Below are 25,097 nucleotides of genomic sequence, written 5' to 3'. Positions count from 1 at the left end.
GAAAAGAGAGCCTATAAATAAGCTCTCTTTCAATATGATATTTGTTGTAATTATTTGTTGTTAATTACTTTTGCTTCCAAGATTCTACTAAATCTCCTTGTGGAGCAGCTGCACCTTCAGCAACTGTCTTAGTAGCTTCTTTTTGGTTGATGTAGTACACATAAGAAGCAATTTTCTCGATTGCTAAACCAGATAACTCTTTACGTTGTCCGAATGCACGCATCTGAGGATTTTGTGGAGATCCATCATAAATAATGTGATAGATATTTTTGAATAAACTATCTTCAACATGATTCACCCAGTAATCATCTGTTAAGTTTGGTCCAATACCTCCAATACCATCTTGCATGTGACATTGAGTACAGTTTTGATCGAATAATTTTTTTCCTTGTTCTACAATCGCTGGATCATTCGATTTATCAATAGCACCTGTGATGTCAATATCATTTTGAACTGCCCAAATACTATCCACTTTATCTTTATAAACCATTTCTTCTTCGTATTCTTTGTCCATGTGAGCGAAGTCTGTAAAACTATATGCCATTACATAAACAACCATAAATACAATACCGAAATAGAATAATGATAACCACCATTGTGGTAAAGCATTGTCTAACTCTTTGATTCCGTCAAAACCATGATCTAAGATGATAGACTCTTCTTCTTTATCAGATTGTTTTTTAGCAGCTGAACTAAATAAGCGTTTGAAATAACCTATTTTTCCTTCTTCTAAATACTGTGCTTGTTCTACTTCTGATAATCTTTTGAATCTTTCTACTTCGATTACTTTGTTCAAAGCATTAATAATTAAAAGCATTACCGTTGCAATTGCTAATACTGCCCAGAAAATTCCTTGTGCGAACACATGTTTTAAATGTTCAAGTAAATTGTTTACCATTCCTTGAAAACCTGGTTCTGGCACCACATCTACTGGCGTAACCATTGTAAACGCTAAGATTATAGCTAATAGCGTTAATGGGATAAATATATAGGCCGGGGTACGTTGTCTCATTTTGTATTATTTTTTTCGTTCTCTTCTGGTTCTAAATCTAAAGCTGCAGACTCGTTATCTTTATAAAAATCTTTTGGTTTTTTCATAACCTTAACAAATACTGTTATAAAGATTGCCATAAATCCTATTAGGATTAATGTCTGCAACAAAGATGCATACTCATACTGAGAAAGGAATTCTTTATAATATTTTAACATTAGTTACTCGCTGTCTCTACTTGTTCAGCACTGATATCTGTTCCTAAACGTTGTAAATACGCAATTAATGCAGTAATCTCACGGTCTCTTAACGGAACAAACTCTTTTCCTTCAGCTTTAGCTTCAGCTTCTTTTTTAGCATATAAGTCTTTCAAATCATTAGCATCTTTAAAGATACTTGTTTCGATCGCTACTGCTTGTTTGTTCATAGAAACTTGCATACTATCAAAATCTTCTTGTTCATAAGGAACTCCTAATGCAACCATAGATTTCATTTTATCACGCGTTAACTCACGGTCTAATTTATTTTCGATTAACCATGGGTAACGAGGCATGATAGATCCGTCTGATGTAGAACGTGGATTCCACATGTGTTTGTAATGCCAAGCATCTGGATTTTTACCTCCTTCACGGTGCAAGTCAGGACCTGTTCTTTTTGATCCCCATAAGAATGGATAATCGTAAACAAATTCTCCTGCTTTAGAGTATTCTCCATAACGTTTTACCTCGTCTCTAAACGGACGAATCATCTGAGTGTGACAAGCGTTACAACCTTCTCTAATATATAAATCACGTCCTTCTAACTCTAAAGGTGTATATGGTTTTACACTTGAAATTGTAGGTACGTTAGATTTTACTACAATTGTAGGTACAATCTCTACTAAACCACCAACAGCTAAAGTTAATACAGCTCCGATTGTTAAAACGATAGGAGTTCTTTCCATCCAAGAGTGTACTCCTTCTCCTTGTGTACGTGAAGCTGTTTTTGGTGCTAATGCAGGAGCTTCTGCTTCTTCATTCGCAATAAAGCTTCCTGATTTTACAGTTTTCCAAACATTAATAACCATTAAAATTGATCCAATCAAATATAATGTTCCTCCAAATGCACGTAATGGATATAACCATTGTTTAAGAATTGTAACTGTTTGTAAGAAGTTACCATATTCTAATGTTCCGTCAGCTGCGAATTGTTTCCACATTAAACCTTGTGTCCAACCTGCAACATACATAGGAATTACCCAGAATAAGATACCGAAAGTACCAATCCAGAAGTGTGCATTTGCCATCTTAACAGATGCTAATTTAGTTCCAAATAACTTTGGTACTAAGTAATAGATCATACCAAAAGCGATAAATCCATTCCATCCTAAAGTACCTACGTGTACGTGAGCAGGAACCCAGTCTGTAAAGTGACCAATTTTATTTAAAGTTTTTGTTGCTAATAACGGTCCTTCGAAGGTAGCCATACCATAACAAGTTAAAGCAACTACGAAGAATTTCAAGATTGGATTTTCTCTTACTTTATCCCATGCACCACGTAATGTTAATAAACCATTTAACATACCTCCCCAAGATGGAGCGATTAACATGATAGAGAATCCTGTTCCTAAAGCTTGTGCCCAACCTGGTAATGCTGTATAAAGCAAGTGGTGAGGTCCAGCCCAGATATAAATGAAAATCAATGACCAGAAGTGAACAATAGATAACTTGTATGAGAATACAGGTCTATTTGCTGCTTTTGGTACAAAGTAATACATTAATCCTAAAATAGGAGTTGTTAAGAAGAATGCTACGGCATTGTGTCCGTACCACCATTGCACTAACGCGTCTTGAACTCCAGAATATAATGAGTAAGACTTTGGAGCTGTTAAGCTAAAAGTCACTGGAATTTCTAAGTTATTAAATACGTGTAGCATTGTAATAGCTGCCCAAGTTCCGATGTAGAACCAAATAGCTACGTACAAGTGACGTACACGACGTTTAGCAATTGTTAAGAACATTTGTGCTCCGAACAACACCCAAACTAGCGCGATTAAAATATCAATTGGCCATTCGTGCTCAGCATACTCTTTAGAAGTGTTGTATCCTAAGATAAATGTAACAAATGATAATACAATAAATAATTGCCATCCCCAGAAAACGATCCAGCTTAAAACGTCGCTGTACATTCTGGTTTTCAACAATCTTTGCATTGAATAATAAGCTCCGGTAAAGAACGAGTTACCAACAAAGGCGAATACCGCGAATGTTGTGTGTATCATTCTTAATCTACCAAAACCAAGTGTTCCTTGCGAGTTGATTAAACCTTGAATATTCCCTCCAATTGTACCATCATCCGATCCGAAGATGTATTCTGGTAACGTAGGAAAAAACAACAAAGTTGCAACCAATACTCCAAAGAAAAATGCCATAACTGCCCAAAACAATGTGGCATAAAGGAAATACTTTACGATCTTATTGTCGTAACTAAAAGTCTGCATTTGCATTATGAGTCGATTTTATCTTGTGTTTTTTTATCATCTTTTAACATTCTCACTGCTGGAGATTCATCTTCGTCAAACTGTCCCTTTTTATATCCCATAAAGAATAATAGAAGGAAAATTGCCCCCAAAGAGACACTAACCAATATCATTAATAATAATATCCCCATAGCTCCACAAAATTACAAAGCCCTAAGTTCTTATCACAATGATTTTGGTCAGAGCAGTATGTATATACGTAATTTAAAATCAGTCTAAATTCCATTTCGTTATTTTATCTGCAATTCGTGTGCTTGCCGTAGCAAAAATTAACACTGAAATAGAACTTATTGGCATTAAAATCGCTGCTACGACTGGTTGTAAATATCCAGAAACGGCAAAACTAAGCCCAACTATATTGTATAAGAAACTAATAAAAAATGCAATTTTTACAAATTTCATTGTTGTCTTTGCTAATTTCAAAAAGTTTGGAATAGCCGAAAAACTTCTCGCATCCAAAATTCCGTCACATGAAGGTGAAAAACTGTTAATATCTTCAGAGATTGAAATCCCAACTGTACTTTGTTTCAAAGCTCCAGCATCATTTAATCCATCTCCAAGCATCATCACTTTTTTTCCATCTTCTTCCAATTGTTTGATGTATTCTAATTTATCCGTTGGTGATTGATTAAAAATCAATTTTGCATTTGATGGAAAAATCGTTTCTAAATATTCTTTTTCAGAATCATTATCCCCTGACAAAACATGCAATTGATATGCATCCAACTCTTTCAATATACCATCCAATCCTTTTCGGTATCGATTGGTATAAACAAATTTACCAAAAACTTCTCCATCAATTGATATAAAAACTTGAGATTGATTTAATCTATTTTCATTAAAAATTGCATTGGTAAAACTTCTCGACCCAACTTTTAATTGATGCCCATCTACTTCTGCTTGTTGACCTTTCCCAACTATTTCTTCGTAATTAGAAATCGGCAAATGATCGTCAACATTTAGTTTTTTATACAACGTACGACTAAGCGGGTGATTTGAATTTCTGATTAATGCTTTTACCAATTGTTTCTGATAATCGGATAATTCTTTTCCTTCGTATTGTACTTGCGCTTCGTCACTTTCTGTAATTGTTCCTGTCTTGTCAAAAACTACATCCGTAATTTTTTCCATTCTTTCTACAGTCGATGTGTTTTTTACATAAAACTTTTTGTTACCGAAAATACGCATCATATGTCCCAAAATAAACGGCGAGGACAATCCTAACGCACAAGGACAAGCAATAATAAGAATAGATGTGACTACTTCTAAAATTTTAGAAGAATCGTGATAATACCAGTAAACAGCTGAAATTGCTGTAATAATCAGAATAATTAACGTAAAATAATGACTAATCTTATTGGTTAATGCATTTAATTCTGATTCTTCTTTTTGAAAAGCATCATTGTTCCAAAGTTGGGTTAAATAACTTTGATTAACATCCGAAATAATTTCTAATTCGATGGCATGACCAGACTGCTTACCTCCTGCAAATATCTTATCTCCAGCTTTTTTAGGAATCAAACGCGCTTCTCCTGTCACAAACGAGTTGTCGATCATCGCTTCTCCTTTCATTAAAATAGCATCAGCTGGGATGATTTCTTCATTTCTGATTAATATTCGATCACCTTTTTTTAAATCAGCCAACAAAATAGGTTGTTCATATCCATCTTCTAACTTCGCAACTGCAATAGGGTAAAATGACTTATAATCTCTATCAAATGCTAACGCTTGCATCGTTTGTTGTTGAAACCATTTTCCTGTTAACATCAAAAACAATAACATTGCTAATGTATCGAAATAACCGGGCGAAATATCGAAAATGATATCATAAGTAGATTTGAACATAATCACGATTATCCCCAAAGCTATAGGTACATCGATATTGATGTATTTATTTTTCAAACCTTGCCAAGCAGAAACAAAATAATCAGTAGAAGAATAAAAGAATACAGGCAAAGACAACGCGAACATAGTCCAGCGGAAATATCCTTTATTTTCTTCTAACCATTGTTCTTTTACTTCTCCAAAAACCTCTACATATTCAGGGAACGATAGAAGCATTATATTTCCAAAACAGAAACCTGCAATTACCAATTTACTCACCAAAGAGCGATCGACTTTGCTTTTATTCTTTTTATCTAATGTTTTTAGATTAATAGATGGTTTGTACCCAAGATTTGTAATTAATCGTGCTAAATCTCCTAATTTCAAATCCGCATCTCGATAGGTAATCTGAACAGTTTTTTGAGTAAAATTAACATTAGAAGAAATGATATTTGGGTTGATTGTATCCAAACTCTCTAACAACCAAACACAGGAAGTACAGTGCATTACAGGTACATAAAAGGAGACAACTGTAACGCCATCATCAGAAAAATCTACAACTTTATCAAAGATTTCTTTTGTGTTTAAGAAATCAAATTGATGATTACTTTTTCCATCAGGACGCAAACCTGCATTACGATTAAGATCGTAATAATCTTTCAAGTTATTTACGTTTAAAATCTCGTAAACCGTTTTACAACCCTGACAACAAAAATCCTTTTCATCGAACTGAATAACCTCTTCTTCAATCCGTTGACCACAGTGAAAACAATTCTCTTCCATACTATTTTACAAAATTACTTTCCTTTTATCAGAATTAACGTTAACTTTGTATGAATTAAGTCATAACAATAAGATATGTCAGAGTTTAATGAGAATGTAGTATCGATTAAAGCGATGTTTGATAACCCAGAGTCTTTTGGGGTTTTTAGTAAAGAAGAATTGTTGGAGTTCGAGCAAGAGAAAAAAATCTTGAATCTAAAAAAAGGTGACGAAATCATCCAGGAAGGAAATACGCCAAAAGGTATTTACTGTGTGATGAAAGGGACAGCAAAACTTTTTAAGATTGGTTTCAACGGAAAAGAACAAATTTTACGCTTTATTAACGAAGGTGACATCATAGGATATCGTTCAATTTTAAGTCAAGAAGTTTTTGGTGCATCTGCAACTGCGATGACTGCGATTGAAATTTATTACATTCCAGAAAAATTCTTCTTAAAATTACTGGAAATTAATCCAAAATTAGCCTTCAATATTCTACAACGAATCGCAAAAGATTTAGGAGAATATGCACGTACAATTACATATTTAGCTCAAAAAACGGTTCGCGAACGATTGGCAGAAGTTTTAATTTTATTAGAAGGCAAATTAGGTACTGATAAAGATGGTTTCATCAATATTTCTTTAACACGTGAAGAAATGGCAAATTTAATTGGAACAGCAACAGAATCTGCAATTCGATTAATTTCTGAATTTAAAACAGATGAATTGATAGAAGTTGAAGGTCGAAAAATCAAACTTTTGGATCATCAAAAATTGACGAAATTAGGTCATGTAATATTATAATAAAGAAATCCTCTCAAAAAAATGAGAGGATTTTTTTTGCTTTAAACCTATTAGCTATTTTAATTTCATGTTATAACATGAAAAAATTCTAAAGTAAACACAAAAAAACTGATACATTTTTTTGAATTGATTGCCTGTAACTTTTGTTACAACGAAAAAAGGAACGAAACCCTACCTTTGAATTAATTGTAAATAGAAAAAAATGAAGAAGATAGTTTTTATGCTTGCTTTTGCAACTACTTTCACAGCACAAGCCAACACAACACAACTTGAAAACAACCAAATTGAACAATCGTACCAACTGAAAAAGAAAGGTAAATATGCAATTATGGTACAAAACAAAATGATGTTGATGTCATCGATTATGACTGGTCAGGAAATGTTAAAGAACAATCCGAAATCAACATTTGAAATTGTGATGATTGCTGCTGCTGTTAAGGATATAGCAGAAGATAATGAGCTAAAAGAAATGATGAAAAAAGCGAATGCAGCTGGAATTAAGTTTACTTCGTGCGAATTTGCAATGAATAAATTAGGTGTAAATAAATCTCAATATTTAGAGTTTGTGCAAACAACACCAAATGCATTTATTTATCTTTTCGAATTACAAGAAAAAGGTTTTAAACAAATTATACTTTAACCAAAAAAGATGGATTTTATCAATCCATCTTTTTTTATGTTATTCTTCCAAATCACTCTCTTCATCCTCATCATAATACTGAAAAAGGAAATTATTGTAAGGAAAACGTTTCATGTGAAGTTCTTTTACTTCTTCATAAACCGTTTCTCGTAATTCTTCTAAATTATCTTTTTCTGTAGCAGAAATAAACAATGTCGGATAATCCGTTTTTGCCATCCAAGTTCGTTTCCAATCTTCTAACGAATAGTTTTCAAATTTCTTTTCAGACAAATCATCTTCATCTTGTTTCGTATAAGAAAAATTATCAATTTTATTAAAAACCATAATCGTTGGCTTCTCTTTCGAATCAATTTCAGCTAAAATTTGATTCACTGAATTAACATGATCTTCAAAACTTGCATGCGAAATATCGACGACATGAACCAATAAATCTGCTTCACGAACCTCATCCAATGTCGACTTAAAGGATTCTACCAATTGTGTTGGCAATTTTCGAATAAACCCAACCGTATCCGTTAACAAGAAAGGTAAATTACCAATCACTACTTTACGAACTGTTGTATCTAATGTTGCAAATAACTTGTTTTCTGCAAAAACTTCTGACTTCGACAAAACATTCATCAACGTCGATTTTCCAACATTAGTATAACCAACCAACGCTACGCGCACCAATGCACCACGATTTTTACGTTGAGTCGCCATTTGCTTGTCAATTCCTTTCAGTTTTTCTTTCAGTAATGTAATACGATCACGAATAATACGTCTATCAGTTTCGATTTCCGTTTCTCCAGGACCACGCATTCCAATTCCACCTCGCTGACGCTCTAAATGCGTCCACATTCGTGTTAAACGAGGTAATAAATATTGATACTGTGCCAATTCTACTTGCGTTCTTGCATAAGAAGTTTGAGCTCTTTGTGCAAAAATATCAAGAATCAATTGTGTTCTATCAATAATTTTTTTATTGACAACTTTCTCAATATTTTTTAACTGAGACGGTGTTAATTCATCATCAAAAATTACTGTATCAATGTCATATTGCTCTACAAATGCAGCAATTTCATCTAATTTCCCGCTTCCTACAAAAAATTTAGAATCAGGACGATCCATTTTTTGAGTGAAACGTTCACCAACTGTAGCTCCTGCTGTATACGCCAAGAACTCCAATTCATCCATATATTCAGTCAGTTTTTCTTCGGATTGTTCGCGTGTAATCAATCCAACTAAAACGACCTTTTCGTATTGTGCTTCTTTCTTTTCTAACATAAATCTCTACAAAAATAAAATAAAGTTTTTGATGTCAAACCACTTCATCAAAATTCTTAACGATTATTTACAAAATCCCCTTAATTATACTCAAATAAAATTATCATATTTGCCAGCTAATTAAACAATATTTTATACGAAGAAAAATTTACTAGTTGGGGCTTTAACCCTATTATCATTAAATGTTAATGCTCAAAACCAAAATATTTCTTTTGAAGAATCTGAAGGTTTTTCAATCGGAAATCTAAACAACCAAAAAAAACTGGTTCAATTGGGAATATGTTTCTGATGAAAATTCTAAAGTCAATAATACAATTTCGAGCAAAGGAACGAATTCTGTATATGTTATAAATGATGAAGTAGAAGAAGGAAATTGGGGTGGAATCGCTTATCCAATTGCAAAGTATCGTAAATACACTATTTCTGCTGATGTTTATTTGGAGAAAACTGAAAATTCAAATTATGAAATGTTAGGCTTTTATAACGAAAACAATGAGTTCGATTTGGTTGGTGGTTTGATATTTTACTTTGATGGAGAAATTGCATACAAACACATGAAAAATAGTGTAACAGTTGGTACATGGACACCTAAAAAATGGTACAATGTGAAAGCTGAAGTCGATTTAAATGCAAAAAAAGTTATTTACTATTTAGATCATGTAAAAATTCAAGAAACAATTATAGATGATGTGAATAAAGATATTACCGAAGTAGATTTTAGTTTTGATAATTATGGTTCAAGTTTTTTTGTAGATAATGTAACTATTATTGATTTAGAAAATTTAGGATTAACAGAGAATAACAAGAATCCTATTTCTATTTATCCAAATCCATCTTCAACATACATTAATATTAATACTACAGAAAAAATAAAAACCGTTACCGTTACAGATTTAACAGGTAAAATAATTTTAAATCAACAAGATTCCAATAAAATCGATATTCATCATTTGTCAAATGGGGTATATCTTATCAACATTAATACAGACAACTCCCAATCAATTCAAAAATTTATAAAAAAGTAAATATTTAGAAAATAAAACCTAATTACTATAAATTTTAAAATATAACATTAGAAATGAGATTCTTCTTAATTATTTTTTCTAAACATTAAAAATTTCATTGCTAATTAAAATATCCTTTATAAATTTGTCTCAACAAAAAGAAATTATGTACACAGTTCAGTTCCATCATCATCACCATCATACTTGCACTCAAGCGAGCTGATTGTGATATGGACTTGTGCCAAATAATATATCTAAATCCCGTTTGAGTACATCAAACGGGTTTTCTTTTTTTTAGCTTTTTTGATGTACTCCTATAAATATAAAATAAAATGAATACATTAAAAATAGCCATTCAAAAATCAGGACGATTAAACGAAGATAGTCTTAAGTTACTTAAAGATTGTGGTGTTTCAATTGATAATGGTATTGATCAACTTCGTGTACAAGCTCGCAACTTTCCATTAGAAATTTTCTTCTTAAGAAACTCTGATATTCCTCAATATGTTAAAGATGGTGTAGTAGATTGTGCCATAATAGGTGAGAATTTATTAATAGAAAATGAGATGGAATTACCTGTTCTTCAAAAGTTAGGTTTTTCTAAATGTAGACTATCGGTAGCTGTTCCAAAATCTTCGCAATACAATTCTTTAAATGATTTTGAGAACAAAAAAATTGCTACTTCTTATCCAAATACGGTTTTAAACTTCTTTAAGTCAAAAAATATAAATATCGAAATTCATGAAATTTCTGGTTCTGTAGAAATTGCACCAAGCATTGGACTTTCAGACGCAATTGTAGATATTGTTTCTTCTGGAAACACTTTATTTAAAAATAATTTAAAAGAGTTTGAAACTATTCTCAAAAGCGAAGCTATTTTAATTTCTAGTGAGAATCTCGATTTTGATAAATTTTCTCTATTAAAAAAACTACAGTTTAGAATTGAATCTGTTCTTAAAGCTAGAAAGTCAAAGTATATTTTAATGAATGTTCCAAACGATAAAATAGAAATGGTAAGTAATATTCTTCCAGTTCTAAAATCGCCAACAGTTATGCCTCTTTCAGAATCAGGATGGAGTAGTGTACATTCGGTGATTAACGAAGATACCTTTTGGGACATCATCGAGCAATTAAAAGCTGCTGGTGCTGAAGGTATTTTAGTATTGGAAATTGAGAAAATGATTTTATAGTGTTGATGTGCTTAAGTTGTTAAGTTCATAAGTAGTTATTTATATAAAGAATAAAAAACACTTACAAACCTTAAAGACTTATAAACTTAAACACTTTATAACATAAAAACTAAAAAAGATGCAAACTTATATAAACCCACAACTTTCAGATTGGTCAGCTTTAACTTCTCGCCCAACGAAAGAAGCGCAAGATTTACAAAAATTCGTTTTAAATGTTTTTGGTAAAATTCAATTGGATAAAGATCAGGCCTTAATTGACTTTACCGAACAATTCGATAAAGTTCAATTAACTTCCTTAGAAGTTTCAGTTGAAGAAATGGAAGAAGCCAAAGCTTTAATTTCGGACGATTTAAAAAAAGCGATTCAATTAGCAGCTTCAAACATCGAGAAATTTCACGCCGTACAACGCGAAGAAATTAAAGTAATTGAAACGACTAAAGGTGTTAATTGTTGGAGAGAATCACGCGGAATCGAAAATGTCGGAATCTACATTCCAGGTGGAACAGCTCCATTATTTTCAACTACTTTGATGTTAGGAATTCCTGCAAAATTAGCCAGATGCGAAAACATTATTTTATGTACGCCTCCAAACAAAGAAGGTAAAATTCACCCAGCGATTTTATATACAGCCAACTTAATCGGAATTGATAAAATATATAAAGTTGGCGGAATTCAAGCCATTGGCGCATTAACTTTTGGAACAGAAACGATTCAGAAAGTGGATAAAATTTTCGGTCCAGGAAACCAATATGTAACGGCAGCCAAACAAGTTGCGCAAAATTTTGGTGTAGCAATCGATATGCCTGCGGGTCCAAGCGAAGTTTTAGTAATCGCAGATGAAACTTCGGTTCCGAAATATGTCGCAGCAGATTTACTTTCTCAGGCTGAACACGGCATCGACTCACAAGTGATTTTATTGACAACTAATCAGCAAACTTTAAAAGAAACAATTGTTGAATTACAATCTCAAATAGAACTTTTACCAAGAAGAGAATTAGCAGCAAAAGCTTTAGAAAATTCGAGAGGAATTGTTCTTAATTCAATTGAAGAATGTATAGCTTTTTCTAATATTTATGCACCAGAGCACTTAATTTTCGCTTGCGAAACAGCTGAAGATTATATTCCAAATATCATCAATGCCGGTTCTGTTTTCCTAGGAAACTATTCGTGCGAATCGGCTGGAGATTATGCTTCCGGAACCAATCATACCTTGCCAACAAATGGGTATGCGAAAAATTATTCTGGAGTTTCTTTAGATAGTTTCATCAAGAAAATTACGTTTCAAAAATTGACAGCAGAAGGAATTCTAAATATTGGTCCGGCCATCGAATTAATGGCTGAGGCTGAAGAATTATTTGCACACAAAAATGCGGTGACGCTAAGATTATTAGACTTGAAATAATTTGATAAGTGAGTAAGTTTTTAAGTGGTTTAGAATTGCGGTATAAATAACTTAAAAACCTAACAAAATAAGCATTTAACAACTTAAAAACCTGTCAACATAAACACTTAATAACTTAAAATAAAATGTTCAACATAAATAACATCATTCGTCCCAACGTAAAAGCAATGAAAGCGTATTCATCTGCGCGCGACGAATTTCAAGATATTAATGACGATTTCGTTTTCTTAGATGCCAACGAAAATCCTTTCAACAATGGTTTAAATCGCTATCCAGATCCTTTTCAACGCAAAGTAAAATCGATTTTAAGTGAAATTAAAAATTTTCCTACTGATCAGATTTTATTAGGCAATGGAAGCGACGAAGTTTTGGATTTAATTTTTCGTGCGTTTTGCGAACCGAATCAAGATAACGTCATCGCGATTTCACCTTCTTACGGAATGTACATCTTTTTGGCCAATTTAAACGCTGTGGAATACCGCAAATCCTTATTAAACGAATCAGATTTTCAACCCAACATCGAAGATATTTTCTCGAAAGTGGATGAAAATACAAAAATGATTTTCTTGTGTTCACCTAATAATCCAACAGGAGAAATCATTAAAAGAGAAGCGATTTTAGAAATTGTAAATAGTTTCAACGGATTGGTAATTATCGATGAAGCCTATATTGATTTCGCAACTGAACCATCTTGGATCGAAGAGATCAACAATTATCCAAACGTAATTGTTACGCAAACTTTATCAAAAGCTGTTGGTTTAGCCGGAATTCGTTTAGGAATTTTATATGCCTCTCAAGAAATTGTAGAGGTCTTAAATAAAATTAAACCGCCTTATAACATCAATCAATTGACACAATTAAAAGCGATTGAAATTTTAAGCGATTACGAAAAAGTGGTAGCAGCAACAAATACGATTGTTCAACAAAAAGAAGTTTTAGAAAATGCGTTAACGGAGATTTCTTTTGTCGAAAAAATCTATCCAAGTGATGCGAATTTTATCTTAATCAAAGTGGATAATGCCAACGAGCGTTACGACAAATTGGTTGAAAAAGGAATTGTCATCCGTAACCGTAACAATGACGATTTATGTAAGAATTGTTTGAGAATTACTGTTGGAACGGAAGAGGAAAATGGGAAGTTGGTACAAGTACTTAAGGGGTTAAGTTAGTAAGTGATTAAGTGTTTATGTGGTAGAGTGTCTAAGTTGGTTTTATCTCTGATTATTAAATATTTAAACTTACTAACTTAAAAACTTACTAACCGTACAACTTAAAAACATACAAACTAAACAACTTACAAACTTAATAACACACCTACTGACCAACTTAAAAACATTTTCCTTAACTTAATATCTATCAAACCTTAAAACCAAATAATATGGGCCTAGTTTATGATTTAAATTTATGGAAAGAAGCGCATCAACTAGTTTTAGAAGTGTATAAAACAGTCGATAAATTTCCTAAATCAGAGATTTTTGCTTTATCGAGTCAAATGAAACGTTGTGCAGTTTCTGTTCCGGCAAACATTGTTGAAGGATATAAAAAACAAACGAAAGCTCATCAAATACATTTTTATAACATTTCGGATACATCTTTAGAAGAACTGAAGTATTACTTTTTACTTTCTAGAGATTTGAAATATATAACTGAAAAAGAATACAAAATATTGATTAGTAAAAGTGAAGAAGTTGGAAAAATGATTACAGGTTATATTAAACATATCAAAAGTAAATAACTTAAAAACTTCATCACCTAATCACTTACAAACTAAAAAATGAAAAAAATACTTTTTATAGATAGAGACGGAACCCTAATTCTAGAACCAGCCGACTACCAAGTGGACAGCTTTGAGAAATTAGAATTCTATCCAGAAACATTTACTTATTTAGGGAAAATTGCCAAAGAATTGGATTACGAATTAGCGATGGTAACGAACCAAGATGGTTTAGGAACACCGGCAAATCCTGAAGAATTATTCTGGCCGATTCAAAATTTCGTAGTAAAAGCATTTGAAAACGAAGGAGTAAAATTTTCAGCAATTTTCATCGATAAAACTTTTGCACACGAAAATGCACCGACACGCAAGCCTGGAACTGCGATGTTAACTAAATACATCAACAATCCGGCATACGATTTAGCAAATTCGTTTGTAATCGGAGACCGAATTACCGATGTGAAATTAGCTCAGAATTTAGGAGCAAAAGGAATTTTTATTGCAAATGACGAAGCATTAGGAGCAGACGAAATCAACGATAACGAAGGTTTAAACGAAGCGATTGCATTAAAAACAACATCGTGGAAAGAGATTTACGAATTCTTAAAATTACAAAATCGTACGGCTTCTATTGTTCGTAACACAAACGAAACAAATATTAAAATCGATTTAAACTTAGACGGAACAGGGAAATCAGATATTTCGACTGGAATCCACTTTTTCGATCATATGTTAGATCAAATTGCGCGTCACGGGCAAATGGATTTAGTGATTAAGGTGGACGGTGATTTAGAAGTGGACGAACACCACACAATTGAAGATACAGCCATTGCGTTAGGTGAAGTTTTTGCTCAAGCGTTAGGAAATAAATTAGGGATCGAGCGCTATGGTTTCACTTTACCAATGGATGATTGTTTAGCGCAAGCGGCAATTGATTTTGGAGGAAGAAACTGGTTGGTTTGGGAAGCGGAATTTAAACGCGAAATGATTGGTCAAATGCCAACAGAAATGTTCTATCACTTCTTTAAATCGTTTACAGACGGTGCAAAATCGAACTTAAATATCAAAGCGGAAGGAACAAACGAACACCACAAAATCGAAGCGATTTTTAAAGCGTTTGCGAAAGCGATTAAAGTGGCGGTAAAACGTGATCCAGAAAAAATGATTTTACCATCAACAAAAGGACTTTTGTAATAATTTTTAAGTTGTAAAGTTATGAAGTGATAAAGTTATTTGTTGGTTTAAGACTTAAAATCCAACCACAAATTAACTTACAAACGTAAACACTTATCAACATAAAAACTTAACCACTCAAATAATATGATAGCAATAGTAAAATATAACGCAGGAAATGTAAAATCGGTTTACAATGCCGTAACTCGTTTGGGTTACGAAGCGGTAATTACAGATGATTTTGAAACCTTGCAAAATGCAGACAAAGTCATTTTTCCAGGTGTGGGAGAAGCGAGTTCGGCCATGACTTATCTAAAAGAAAAAGGATTAGATAAAATCATCCAAAACTTAAAACAACCAACGTTAGGAATTTGTTTAGGTCAGCAATTGATGTGTGCTTTTTCGGAAGAAGGAAATACAGAGTGTTTAGGAATTTTTCCCATTCAAGTGAAATTATTTCCATCAACGGAAATCGTTCCACATATGGGATGGAATACCATTTATGACTTAAAAACGTCTTTGTTTAACGGAATCGAAGAAAACTCGGACATCTATTATGTTCACAGCTTTTATTGTGAGAATTCAGAATATACGATTGCGAAAACCAACTATATTCTAGAATATTCAGCGGCTTTAAATAAAGATAATTTTTACGCGACTCAATTTCATCCAGAAAAATCAGCTGGAATTGGAGAACAGATTTTGAAGAACTTTTTGTCTTTATAGTTTGTCAGTTATGAAGTGATAAGGTTATTAAGTTGTAAAATTTTATGTTCAAAAGTTAATCCCCATTAATTGAAGAACACAATAACTAAAAAACTTACAAACATAATAATTGAAACACTTAAAAACACAATAACTTAAACACTTAAAAACATAATAACTTAAACACTTAAAAACATAATAACTGAAACACTTAAAAACATAAACACTTAAAATTTAAAGAAATGAGAATCATCCCAGCTATAGATATTATCGACGGAAAATGCGTTCGATTATCACAAGGCGATTACGATACAAAAAAAATATACAACGAAAACCCATTAGAAGTGGCGAAAGAATTCGAAGATTACGGAATCGAATATTTACACTTAGTGGATTTAGATGGAGCCAAATCAAAGCAAATCATCAACTATAAAACATTAGAATTAATTGCTTCTAAAACCAATTTAAAAGTGGATTTTGGTGGTGGAATTAAAGCTAATGATGATATCAGAATTGCTTTTGAATGTGGTGCGAATCAAATTACAGGTGGAAGTATTGCCGTTCAAAATCCGACGTTATTTCAAGAATGGATTGCGCAATACGGAAGCGAAAAAATCATTTTAGGAGCAGATGCTAAAGATCGTAAAATTGCGACGCACGGTTGGTTAGAAACTTCTGAATTAGATGTAATTGATTTTATCCAAGAATACAAAGCAAAAGGAATTGATTATGTAATTTGTACAGACATCGCAAAAGATGGTATGTTACAAGGAACATCAAACGAATTGTATGCAGAAATTTTAGCTGCTGCAGACGTTAAATTAATTGCATCTGGAGGCGTTTCTTCCATCGACGATTTAATTAAAGTAAAAGAATTAGGTTGCGAAGGAGCGATTTTAGGAAAGGCAATTTACGAAGGTCGTATTCAGTTAAAGGATTTGGTACAGTTTATCGGTTAGAAAGTGGTAAAGGGGGTAAGTTGGTAAGTTTTTAGGTTTTGAAACTAAACCACTTAATCTCTTAATCACCTAGTCACTTAAACACATAAAAACTTAAACACATAAAAACCTTAGAACGTGTTAAAAAAAAGAATCATCCCCTGTCTCGACATTAAAGATGGAAGAACAGTAAAAGGAGTTAATTTCGAAGGATTACGCGATGCGGGAGATCCGGTGGAATTAGCCAAGAAATATGTAGAAGAAGGCGCTGACGAATTGGTATTTTTGGATATTACAGCGACGCTTGAGAAACGCAAAACCTTAGCTGAAATGGTCGAAAAAATTGCGGCAGCGATTAATATTCCATTTACGGTGGGTGGCGGAATCAATTCGGTAGAAGATGCTTCGGCTGTAATTCAAGCAGGTGCGGATAAAGTTTCTGTGAATTCTTCTGCGGTAAAAAATCCTCAATTGGTGGCTGATTTAGCCTCTCGTTTTGGATCCCAATGTGTGGTGGTCGCAGTAGATACTCGCGACGTCAATGGAACGCAAAAAGTGTTTGTCAGCGGTGGAAAAATTGAAACCGAGTGGAAAACATTAGATTGGGTAAAGAAAGTGGAAGAACTAGGAGCTGGTGAAATTCTACTAACCTCAATGGATGGTGACGGAACAAAAACAGGTTTCAAAATAGATATTACGAAAGCGGTGGCTGATGCTGTAAATCTACCGGTGATTGCTTCGGGAGGAGCTGGAAAAATAGAACATTTTACAGAAGTTTTTACCCAAACAAAAGCAAGTGGCGCTTTGGCTGCAAGTATTTTTCATTTTGGTGAAGTTCCAATACCTATGCTTAAAAATTATTTAAAAGAACAAAATATACCGATACGATGAATATCGATTTCACAAAAAGTAATGATGGATTAGTTCCAGTTATTATTCAAAATTACCTAAACAATCAAGTGTTGATGTTAGGTTATATGAACGAAGAAGCGTTTAACAAAACACAAGAAAGTGGGAAAGTTACTTTCTTCTCACGTTCAAAAAACAGATTATGGACAAAAGGCGAAGAATCGGGAAACTTCCTTGAAGTAAAATCGATTGCAATTGATTGTGATAACGACACAATTCTAATCAAAGCAAAACCATATGGACCAACGTGTCATACAGGTTCTACAACGTGTTTCAACGAAATTTCGAATCGTGGATTTGTTTATGAATTAGAACAAACGATTAACGATCGAATCGATTTAGCAGAAGATAAAGATTCGTACACCTATAAGTTATACAATAAAGGAATCAATAAAGTGGCGCAGAAAGTCGGAGAAGAAGCCGTAGAAATTGTTATCGAAGCGAAAGACAATAACGACGATTTATTCTTAGGTGAAGCTGCCGATTTGATGTATCACTATTTGATTTTACTAAAAGCGAAAGGATTCAAATTAGAAGACGTGGAAAACGTTTTAAAATCAAGAGAAAATGGTCCAAGACGACCGGAATAAATTAGAAAAAACCTCATCTATCAGGATGAGGTTTTTTTATGAAAATATTTTGAATGGATTTTCCCATGTAATATCTATGGAAGCATAATGTGTGCTATGCGTAGCATTTTTTTCAATTAAATTATTCATATATCCTAAACTGATAGCCAACGGAGTGTTCTGTGGTCTAAAAGTATAAAACAAGGTAAAACGTGATTCTTTATATTTAAAACGACTCCATTCCTTGGATAAATTATGTTTATTCGTTGCAAAAAGAATTTCTGCACCTCCTGTAATCGTATGATGATTTTCTAAATCAATCGGAACTGAAATTTGTGATTTTAAACGAGAACGCAATTGTATAGGTTCATCCGTATTTTTCCAGTGATGATCGACAAATTTACGAGCTTCTTGTCGTACCGTTTGTGTTAATTTGACTTTCCCTATTGAAGTAGAATACGCCACACGTCCATAAATTCTCATTTCATTTTGTGTCGATATGTTTTCGATATCATCATCCATCGAATATTCCATTTGTTTACGATAACTTAAGGCATAAGACACTTTCCAATGTTTATCCAATTGGTGATAAAATTCTTGATTTATCACAATGATTGCTGGCTTTGATGTAATGTTGTAATTCTCTTCATCACTCTTTAAACCTAATCCAACATACGTCATTGATTCTATCTTTTCATTCAGATCTTGTTTCATTCCTAATGCGAACCAACTTGCACCATTGGTATCGCCCAAACCAGGAGGAGAAACTTGTGCATTGATGCAAATGGAAAAAAGAAGAAAACTTAAGAATGATATATATTTCATGGTAGTCGTTTGAATATGATACGTCAAAAGTAAAATGCAAATCTGTAACGAAATAGGAATCCTTTACTTATTTGAATAAAAATTTACATTTTTTTCAAAACAGATTCATTCAATTCTTGTTAAGAGGATTCAATTATAAATTCTCCAAATTCATTTTAAATGATAAATGATATTTAGCACCTTCACATAATTTTAATTTTAAAATTTAGAATTATTATAAATAAAGTCTTACTTTTGACATCAAATTAAAATTGGTCTAAATAATAATAGATAAGATAAACGCTAGATATGAAAAAGTTATTCATCACAGTTGCCGTATTAATCGCTTCTTTTTTACAAGCGCAAACCAACACTTTAATGGATGCAGGTTTTTGGAAAAACAAACCATCAGTTGAAACTGTAAAAGCAGAAATTGGAAAAGGAAACAGTCCTTCGCAGCAAAATGCAGGATTTTTTGATCCTGTGGTGATAGCGATAAATAATAAAGCAGATTTTGGTGTTTTAAAATTTTTAATTGAACAAGATGGAAATGCTGTGGATAAAAAAACACACCATTCTCGCATTTATTTGCAATGGGCTGCTGCAGCTGGAAATCTTGAATTAGTCAATTATTTAATCGCAAAAGGTTCCGATGTTCACTACAAAGACAGCCACGGTGATGATGTGATTACATACGCAGCAAGTGCTGGAAACAAGAATTTAGCGGTTTATGATGCCTTAATCAAAGCAGGTGCTAATCCTAAAGTAAAAAACGAGGATGGTACAAACATCATTATGGAGTCTATCGCAAATGATACGGATTTAAAAATTGCAGAATACTTTGTTTCTAAAGGTATTTCATTAACGGAGAAAGATAAATTCGGACGTACAGTAGCTGACTATTCTACGAAAGTTGGAAATTTAGAAATCTTAGATTTATTAGCTGCTAAAGGTGTAAAACCTACAGATCAAGCTTTATTTTTCGCAGCGCAAGGCTCTAGAATGAAAGAAAATGGAGTCGAAATTTTCAAAACTTTAGTTGAAAAATATAAATTAAATCCAAAAGCTCTAAACCCTCAAGGACAATCATTATTACACGCCTTATCTCGTCGTGGAAATTCAGAAATCATCAATTATGTAATTTCGAAAGGAGCTGATGTTAAAGTAGTAGATAAAGCAGGCAACACCGCATTAATGGTGGCTGCTGCCGGAAAAAACACCGATTTAATCAATTTATTCTTATCAAAATCTAACAATGTTAATGCTGTAAACTCTAATGGAGAATCGGCTTTGACAAAGACGGTAGCATCTGGAACTCCTGAAATCGTAACTTTATTAATCGATAAAGGTGCAAAAACGGATATCAAGGATAAAGAAGGTAATAATTTAGCATCATATTGGTTCAATTCTTTCAAACCAAATGATGAAACATTTGCACAAAAACAAGAAATATTAGCAAAGGCGAAGATAGATTTTAAAGCCACTCAACAAAAAGGTTCGACATTATTGCATTTAGCTGTAGATAAAGGTGATAACGCTTTAGTAAAGAAAGCAATTGAATTAGGAGTAAATATTAATGCACAAGACGAAGACGGGAATACAGCTTTACATAAAGCAGCTTTAATTGCTAAAGATGATCAAATCTTAAAAACTTTAATTGGTGCGGGTGCTCAAAAAAATTTAAAAACAGAATTTGAAGAAACAGCTTACGAATTAGCTGCTCAAAACGAATTCTTGAAGAAAAATAATGTATCGATTGACTTCTTAAAATAATACAGAAAATGAAATTTAACGTCATAAAAAAATTATTCAGCGTCGTAGTTATACTAATGGCTACTGCCACTTTCGCTCAAACAACGAAGTATAAAACAATGATTCAGATGGAGAATTATACAGGTAAGGAAGCTTACATTGTAATTTCTTTGATTAATCCAAAAGGACAATATGAGAAAACGTTAGGAGTTTTAGGAAAAGATAATGAATGGTATAATACGTTAAAAGAGTGGGATAAATTCAATAAAAAGAAAAAAGAAAAATTAAACGGAATTACAGGAGCTTCTGTGGCAGGTGGCGCAAGAGCAACACGTGTGATCGAATTTGATACAGCGAAATTAAATAAAGGGTATAAAATCCGTTTTGAATCTGCTGTTGAAACACAAAAGTACGTGGTAAAAGATGCTGAAATTGCATTAACATCTGCGGCATTAGACAATAAAGCAGGAATTAAAGGAACAGAATACATTAAAGCCGTACGTTTTATTAAAGTTCAGTAAAATGATCCTATCGATTTGGAGGTATGCCCATTTGGCATTAGCCTTTATATCATCAGCTTTTCTTTTAATCCTTTCCACGACAGGAGTAATTTTAGCGGTTGATGCCATCAATGAGAAATCTCCGGCCTACAAAGTCGAAAATTTTGAAAATATTACACTCGCGCAGGTTCTTCCGACATTGCGCGAGAATTATTTTGAAATTATCGAAATAAAAGTTGATAACAACGATTTTGTAACGATTGATGCTATGGACGAAGATGGGAATCCTATTCAATCTTACATCGATCCCCATACAGGAAAAAACATTGGAGAAATCGTTCCGAAAAGTGATTTCATCAATTGGACCACTGCCCTACACCGCTCATTATTTTTAAAAGAAACAGGACGCGCCATTGTGGGTATCGTTTCCTTTATCTTATTTTTAATTTCAGTGACTGGATTAATCTTAGTGATTCAACGCCAAAACGGAATTTTAAATTTCTTTACAAAAGTCAATAAAGACTCATTTGCCCAATATTTTCATGTGGCAACCGGACGTTGGTTGTTAATTCCTATTGTGATCATTGGATTAACAGGAACATTCATTTTCTTGGCACGATTAGAACCTTTAGTAGGCCAACCAACAGAAGTGGAACACCCCATCAAAGAAAATTTACCTGCCAAAGAGTTAAGCGAAATCAAATTCTTCCAAAACACAAAATTAAGTAGTGTAGAACGAATCGAATTTCCTTTTATTCCAGATGATGAAGCTGAACCATTTGTTGTTCATTTAAGAAAGAAAAGTGTAACAATCAATCAAGTGAATGGTGAAATTATGACTGAATCATTCCATCCGTATTCAGCTGTCGTGGAAAAATTCAATATCGATTTACACACAGGTCGTACCAATGTCATTTGGGCTGCAATTTTAGGAATCGCATCACTTAATATTTTATTCTTTATTTGGTCAGGATTTGCCATTACCTTAAAACGTACACGTACGAAAATCGGAAAGAATAAATTCAAGGCTAATGAAGCTGAAATTGTAGTTTTAGTGGGTTCTGAAAATGGTTCAACAGTTGGTTTTGCGAATAAAATTCATCAACAATTTTTAGCCAACGGAAAGAAATCCTTCATGGTTCAAATGAATCAATATGAAACGTATCCTAATGCTGAACATATCGTGGTTTTTACTTCCACTTATGGAATTGGAGATGCGCCCGCGAATGCCAAGAAATTTGAAGAATTAATTGCTCAATATCCTCAACCACAAAAGGTTAAATTCTCAGTCGTAGGATTTGGTTCAAGAGCTTACTCCGATTATTGTGGCTACGCGGTGAAAGTGGATCAATGGTTCGAAAAACAATCGTGGGCAACACGTTTATTGGATTTAAAAACCATCAACGATAAATCTCCAGAAGAATTTACAAATTGGGTGATTGCTTACAAAGAGGCTATGGATATTCCGTTAGCCACAACGCCAGCCATGTATGTGGGGAAAGCACCAAAATTAAAAGATTTAAAGGTGATTTCTTCGACACAAATTACCGATGAAGATGCCACTTTTACAGTAGTTTTAGATGCAAAACAGAAGTTTAAATCAGGCGATTTATTGGCTATTTATCCAGCGAATGATCATCGTGAGCGTTTGTATTCGATTGGTAAAGTCGAGAATAAATTACAACTTATTGTGAAGTTACATGAATTTGGATTAGGTTCTCAATATTTACACAACCTAAAAGAAAATTCAATTATAAAAGTAAGAATTGTTAAGAACAAAGCGTTTCATTTTCCTAAAAAAGCATCTCAAGTCATTATGATTGCAAATGGAACAGGTATTGCGCCTTTTCTTGGAATGATTGATGAGAACAAAAATAATGTTGAAACACATTTGTACACCGGTTTTCGACATTTAAATCCTACCACAAAAGGATATCAAGATTTTGCAAAAAAACAAATTGAAAAAAATCATTTAGCAAGCTATCACAACGCTTTTTCTCGTGAAGAAAACAAACAATATGTAATGGATTTAGTTCATCGAGATGCTAAGTTTTTTGCAGAAACCTTACAAAACAAAGGGATTATTATGGTTTGTGGGGCTTTAGCCATGCAACATGATGTAGAAAAGGTGTTAGAGGAAATTTGTCAAGAGCATTTAAATAAATCATTTGAAGAATTTAAAGCAAACGGACAATTTTTGACGGATTGTTATTAGAATTTGTTCCGTTTTATTTCTCCATAATTTTGAAAAATTTTATCGAATACTTCAAACACTCGAAATAACGTTTAAGTTTCTTCAGTTCAAGTAATTCTGACAAGAATTATATCGAGAACTAAGACGAAATTTTAAACTATTTTTACTTTTCCTAATACAACATAAATGAAAAATACATTTCTAAAAAATATATTCACTTTTATACTATTGTATGCTCTAATTCCGACGAATGCTCAAACGGTCGGAGTTAGAGACACAATTTTGATGGGAAGTCGTTTTCAAATTACTTTGGTTGATAAAGATTCTATTTCTGCCGAAAAAAATATTAACAAAGCAATTGATGAAATGATTAGAATCGAAGAATTAATTTCAGATTGGAAACCAACTTCACAGGTTTCTCAAGTCAATCAAAATGCAGGAATCAAACCAATAAAAGTTGATCGAGAAGTTTTTGAATTGACAAAAAGAGCAATTTATTTTTCTCAACTTACCAATGGAGCTTTTGATATTAGTTTTGCAGCAATGGACAAAGTTTGGAAATTTGATGGCACGATGGAAGAAATTCCAACAGAAAATGAAATCAAAAAAGCGATTGAAAAAGTTGGTTATCAAAACATCTTACTTGATGAAAAAAATTCGACTATTTTCTTGAAAAAAGCTGGAATGAAAATCGGTTTTGGATCAACAGGAAAGGGCTATGCAGCACAAAAAGCGCGAACTTATATGCAAAATTTAGGAATACAAGCTGGTATTATAGATGCTTCTGGTGATATGACAACTTGGGGAAATCAACCAAATGGTGAACCTTGGAAAATTGGAATTACAAACCCGTTCAAACGCTTTAAAATGGCAGATATTTTAGTTATGAAAAATGCTGCTGTTACTACATCTGGCGATTACGAAAAATTTATTTTAATTGACGGAATTCGTTATTCACATATCATCAATCCCAAAACTGGTTATCCTTCTACAGGTTTAACAGGTGTTACCGTGATTGGTCCTGATGCTGAAATGTGCAATGGTTTCAGTACTTCAATCATGGTTTTAGGAAAAGGAAAAGGTTTAGAATTGATCAATCAACAAAAAGACTACGCTGCACTTTTAATTACAGACAAAGGGAAAATTATTCGTTCTAAAAATTACAAGAAAATAAAACAGACTCTTGGGAGATAAAATTTACAAATTCACTTTTTAAAATTAATATTTTAACCTAAATATTTTGATGTAAAATAAAGTGTAAGTAAAATTATTAAGAATAATTATCTTTATACAGATTTTAACTTAAATTGTATGATTACTAATTCAATCTTAAAAAATGTTTATTATAATTTTATGAAAATCGGATTAATTACTTTGTCTGCAATTATGATTTTTATAGCTGGTAAAACATTTGGAGCTTTTATAAAATTATACATAA

At 32.8% G+C, this 25,097-nt stretch carries 22 protein-coding genes; 16 read left to right on the top strand and 6 right to left on the bottom strand.

The genetic code is table 11. From position 1 onward, the window contains the following. Positions 1-64 precede the first annotated feature (64 nt). The 4 genes from NZD85_RS11290 to NZD85_RS11275 form a co-directional block, all read right to left on the bottom strand. Entirely contained in the window at positions 65-1,012 is a 948-nt protein-coding gene (locus tag NZD85_RS11290; RefSeq protein ID WP_260541877.1) for a cbb3-type cytochrome c oxidase N-terminal domain-containing protein, read from the bottom strand. A 196-nt stretch (positions 1,013-1,208) separates the two neighbouring features. Then, a complete protein-coding gene (gene ccoO, locus NZD85_RS11285; protein ID WP_260541875.1) occupies positions 1,209-3,476 on the bottom strand; it encodes a cytochrome-c oxidase, cbb3-type subunit II in 2,268 nt (755 codons plus the stop codon). After that, positions 3,476-3,622 carry a cbb3-type cytochrome oxidase assembly protein CcoS gene (gene ccoS, locus NZD85_RS11280; protein ID WP_317619465.1) on the bottom strand — a complete coding sequence of 49 codons (147 nt, stop codon included), beginning with the start codon at positions 3,620-3,622 and terminating at the stop codon, positions 3,476-3,478. Before ccoS ends, ccoO begins: the two co-directional genes overlap by 1 nt. Before the next feature lie 97 nt (positions 3,623-3,719). Then, positions 3,720-6,116 carry a heavy metal translocating P-type ATPase gene (locus tag NZD85_RS11275; RefSeq protein WP_260541874.1) on the bottom strand — a complete coding sequence of 799 codons (2,397 nt, stop codon included), beginning with the start codon at positions 6,114-6,116 and terminating at the stop codon, positions 3,720-3,722. A gap of 75 nt (positions 6,117-6,191) precedes the next feature. On the opposite strand from NZD85_RS11275, the gene NZD85_RS11270 reads away from it, so the two are divergent. Then, complete coding sequence (locus NZD85_RS11270; protein WP_171623841.1) at positions 6,192-6,899, top strand: Crp/Fnr family transcriptional regulator; 708 nt, start codon at positions 6,192-6,194, stop codon at positions 6,897-6,899. A gap of 202 nt (positions 6,900-7,101) precedes the next feature. Next, entirely contained in the window at positions 7,102-7,539 is a 438-nt protein-coding gene (locus NZD85_RS11265; protein ID WP_171623840.1) for a DsrE family protein, read from the top strand. A 39-nt stretch (positions 7,540-7,578) separates the two neighbouring features. Here NZD85_RS11265 and hflX read toward each other — a convergent pair whose 3' ends face one another. Next, positions 7,579-8,805: a GTPase HflX gene (hflX, locus tag NZD85_RS11260; protein ID WP_188319284.1), complete on the bottom strand. Its 1,227-nt coding sequence runs from the start codon at positions 8,803-8,805 to the stop codon at positions 7,579-7,581. Positions 8,806-9,272: 467 nt separating this feature from the next. Between hflX and NZD85_RS11255 the strand changes: the two genes are divergently transcribed. The 10 genes from NZD85_RS11255 (at position 9,273) to hisIE (ending at position 18,430) form a co-directional block, all read left to right on the top strand. Next, complete coding sequence (locus tag NZD85_RS11255) at positions 9,273-9,830, top strand: T9SS type A sorting domain-containing protein (protein WP_260541871.1); 558 nt, start codon at positions 9,273-9,275, stop codon at positions 9,828-9,830. Between the two features lie 311 nt (positions 9,831-10,141). Beyond that, a complete protein-coding gene (hisG, locus tag NZD85_RS11250) occupies positions 10,142-10,999 on the top strand; it encodes an ATP phosphoribosyltransferase (RefSeq protein ID WP_260541870.1) in 858 nt (285 codons plus the stop codon). A gap of 118 nt (positions 11,000-11,117) precedes the next feature. Then, a complete protein-coding gene (gene hisD / locus NZD85_RS11245; protein WP_260541869.1) occupies positions 11,118-12,401 on the top strand; it encodes a histidinol dehydrogenase in 1,284 nt (427 codons plus the stop codon). A gap of 125 nt (positions 12,402-12,526) precedes the next feature. Continuing rightward, positions 12,527-13,570 carry a histidinol-phosphate transaminase gene (hisC, locus tag NZD85_RS11240; protein WP_260541868.1) on the top strand — a complete coding sequence of 348 codons (1,044 nt, stop codon included), beginning with the start codon at positions 12,527-12,529 and terminating at the stop codon, positions 13,568-13,570. Positions 13,571-13,779: 209 nt separating this feature from the next. Further along, a complete protein-coding gene (locus NZD85_RS11235; protein ID WP_260541867.1) occupies positions 13,780-14,136 on the top strand; it encodes a four helix bundle protein in 357 nt (118 codons plus the stop codon). 39 nt (positions 14,137-14,175) lie between these two features. Continuing rightward, positions 14,176-15,309, top strand: coding sequence for a bifunctional histidinol-phosphatase/imidazoleglycerol-phosphate dehydratase HisB (gene hisB, locus NZD85_RS11230; protein WP_260541866.1), 1,134 nt, complete (start codon positions 14,176-14,178; stop codon positions 15,307-15,309). A gap of 126 nt (positions 15,310-15,435) precedes the next feature. Next, positions 15,436-16,014 carry an imidazole glycerol phosphate synthase subunit HisH gene (hisH, locus tag NZD85_RS11225; protein WP_260541864.1) on the top strand — a complete coding sequence of 193 codons (579 nt, stop codon included), beginning with the start codon at positions 15,436-15,438 and terminating at the stop codon, positions 16,012-16,014. Between the two features lie 221 nt (positions 16,015-16,235). Next, positions 16,236-16,952 carry a 1-(5-phosphoribosyl)-5-[(5-phosphoribosylamino)methylideneamino]imidazole-4-carboxamide isomerase gene (hisA, locus tag NZD85_RS11220; RefSeq protein WP_260541862.1) on the top strand — a complete coding sequence of 239 codons (717 nt, stop codon included), beginning with the start codon at positions 16,236-16,238 and terminating at the stop codon, positions 16,950-16,952. A gap of 117 nt (positions 16,953-17,069) precedes the next feature. Further along, the gene (hisF, locus tag NZD85_RS11215; protein ID WP_260541861.1) at positions 17,070-17,822 is read left to right on the top strand and encodes an imidazole glycerol phosphate synthase subunit HisF; all 753 of its coding nucleotides are present in this window, start codon (positions 17,070-17,072) and stop codon (positions 17,820-17,822) included. Beyond that, entirely contained in the window at positions 17,819-18,430 is a 612-nt protein-coding gene (gene hisIE / locus NZD85_RS11210; RefSeq protein WP_260541860.1) for a bifunctional phosphoribosyl-AMP cyclohydrolase/phosphoribosyl-ATP diphosphatase HisIE, read from the top strand. The genes hisF and hisIE overlap by 4 nt, the downstream gene beginning before the upstream one ends. Before the next feature lie 36 nt (positions 18,431-18,466). Here hisIE and NZD85_RS11205 read toward each other — a convergent pair whose 3' ends face one another. Continuing rightward, positions 18,467-19,234: a DUF2490 domain-containing protein gene (locus NZD85_RS11205; protein WP_260541859.1), complete on the bottom strand. Its 768-nt coding sequence runs from the start codon at positions 19,232-19,234 to the stop codon at positions 18,467-18,469. 288 nt (positions 19,235-19,522) lie between these two features. Here NZD85_RS11205 and NZD85_RS11200 point away from each other — a divergent pair, with 288 nt between their 5' ends. From NZD85_RS11200 to NZD85_RS11185, 4 genes are all read left to right on the top strand, one after another. Next, positions 19,523-20,986, top strand: a complete 1,464-nt coding sequence (locus NZD85_RS11200) for an ankyrin repeat domain-containing protein (protein ID WP_260541858.1) — start codon at positions 19,523-19,525, stop codon at positions 20,984-20,986. Between the two features lie 56 nt (positions 20,987-21,042). Then, on the top strand, positions 21,043-21,486 hold the full coding sequence (locus NZD85_RS11195) for a DUF2271 domain-containing protein (RefSeq protein ID WP_394369884.1): 444 nt from the start codon (positions 21,043-21,045) through the stop codon (positions 21,484-21,486). A gap of 1 nt (position 21,487) precedes the next feature. Further along, entirely contained in the window at positions 21,488-23,680 is a 2,193-nt protein-coding gene (locus tag NZD85_RS11190; RefSeq protein WP_260541857.1) for a PepSY domain-containing protein, read from the top strand. Positions 23,681-23,845: 165 nt separating this feature from the next. Beyond that, positions 23,846-24,853, top strand: coding sequence for an FAD:protein FMN transferase (locus NZD85_RS11185; protein WP_260541856.1), 1,008 nt, complete (start codon positions 23,846-23,848; stop codon positions 24,851-24,853). Positions 24,854-25,097: the final 244 nt, after the last annotated feature.

It is taken from the genome of Empedobacter stercoris, assembly GCF_025244765.1.
Taxonomy (GTDB): Bacteria; Bacteroidota; Bacteroidia; order Flavobacteriales; family Weeksellaceae; genus Empedobacter; species Empedobacter stercoris.
Note: the sequence above shows the minus strand (reverse complement) of the source record. Positions and strands in the feature narration are given on the sequence as shown.

Coding starts and splice junctions, on each gene's coding strand:
- NZD85_RS11205 (WP_260541859.1), bottom strand. CDS start 19,234: ATGAAATATATATCATTCTTAAGTTTTCTTCTTTTTTCCATTTGCATC.
- hisB (WP_260541866.1), top strand. CDS start 14,176: ATGAAAAAAATACTTTTTATAGATAGAGACGGAACCCTAATTCTAGAA.
- hflX (WP_188319284.1), bottom strand. CDS start 8,805: ATGTTAGAAAAGAAAGAAGCACAATACGAAAAGGTCGTTTTAGTTGGA.
- NZD85_RS11290 (WP_260541877.1), bottom strand. CDS start 1,012: ATGAGACAACGTACCCCGGCCTATATATTTATCCCATTAACGCTATTA.
- NZD85_RS11235 (WP_260541867.1), top strand. CDS start 13,780: ATGGGCCTAGTTTATGATTTAAATTTATGGAAAGAAGCGCATCAACTA.
- NZD85_RS11190 (WP_260541857.1), top strand. CDS start 21,488: ATGATCCTATCGATTTGGAGGTATGCCCATTTGGCATTAGCCTTTATA.
- NZD85_RS11195 (WP_394369884.1), top strand. CDS start 21,043: ATGGCTACTGCCACTTTCGCTCAAACAACGAAGTATAAAACAATGATT.
- ccoS (WP_317619465.1), bottom strand. CDS start 3,622: ATGATATTGGTTAGTGTCTCTTTGGGGGCAATTTTCCTTCTATTATTC.
- hisG (WP_260541870.1), top strand. CDS start 10,142: ATGAATACATTAAAAATAGCCATTCAAAAATCAGGACGATTAAACGAA.
- NZD85_RS11255 (WP_260541871.1), top strand. CDS start 9,273: ATGTTAGGCTTTTATAACGAAAACAATGAGTTCGATTTGGTTGGTGGT.
- hisH (WP_260541864.1), top strand. CDS start 15,436: ATGATAGCAATAGTAAAATATAACGCAGGAAATGTAAAATCGGTTTAC.
- ccoO (WP_260541875.1), bottom strand. CDS start 3,476: ATGCAAATGCAGACTTTTAGTTACGACAATAAGATCGTAAAGTATTTC.
- NZD85_RS11265 (WP_171623840.1), top strand. CDS start 7,102: ATGAAGAAGATAGTTTTTATGCTTGCTTTTGCAACTACTTTCACAGCA.
- hisD (WP_260541869.1), top strand. CDS start 11,118: ATGCAAACTTATATAAACCCACAACTTTCAGATTGGTCAGCTTTAACT.
- hisIE (WP_260541860.1), top strand. CDS start 17,819: ATGAATATCGATTTCACAAAAAGTAATGATGGATTAGTTCCAGTTATT.
- NZD85_RS11200 (WP_260541858.1), top strand. CDS start 19,523: ATGAAAAAGTTATTCATCACAGTTGCCGTATTAATCGCTTCTTTTTTA.
- hisA (WP_260541862.1), top strand. CDS start 16,236: ATGAGAATCATCCCAGCTATAGATATTATCGACGGAAAATGCGTTCGA.
- NZD85_RS11275 (WP_260541874.1), bottom strand. CDS start 6,116: ATGGAAGAGAATTGTTTTCACTGTGGTCAACGGATTGAAGAAGAGGTT.
- NZD85_RS11270 (WP_171623841.1), top strand. CDS start 6,192: ATGTCAGAGTTTAATGAGAATGTAGTATCGATTAAAGCGATGTTTGAT.
- hisC (WP_260541868.1), top strand. CDS start 12,527: ATGTTCAACATAAATAACATCATTCGTCCCAACGTAAAAGCAATGAAA.
- NZD85_RS11185 (WP_260541856.1), top strand. CDS start 23,846: ATGAAAAATACATTTCTAAAAAATATATTCACTTTTATACTATTGTAT.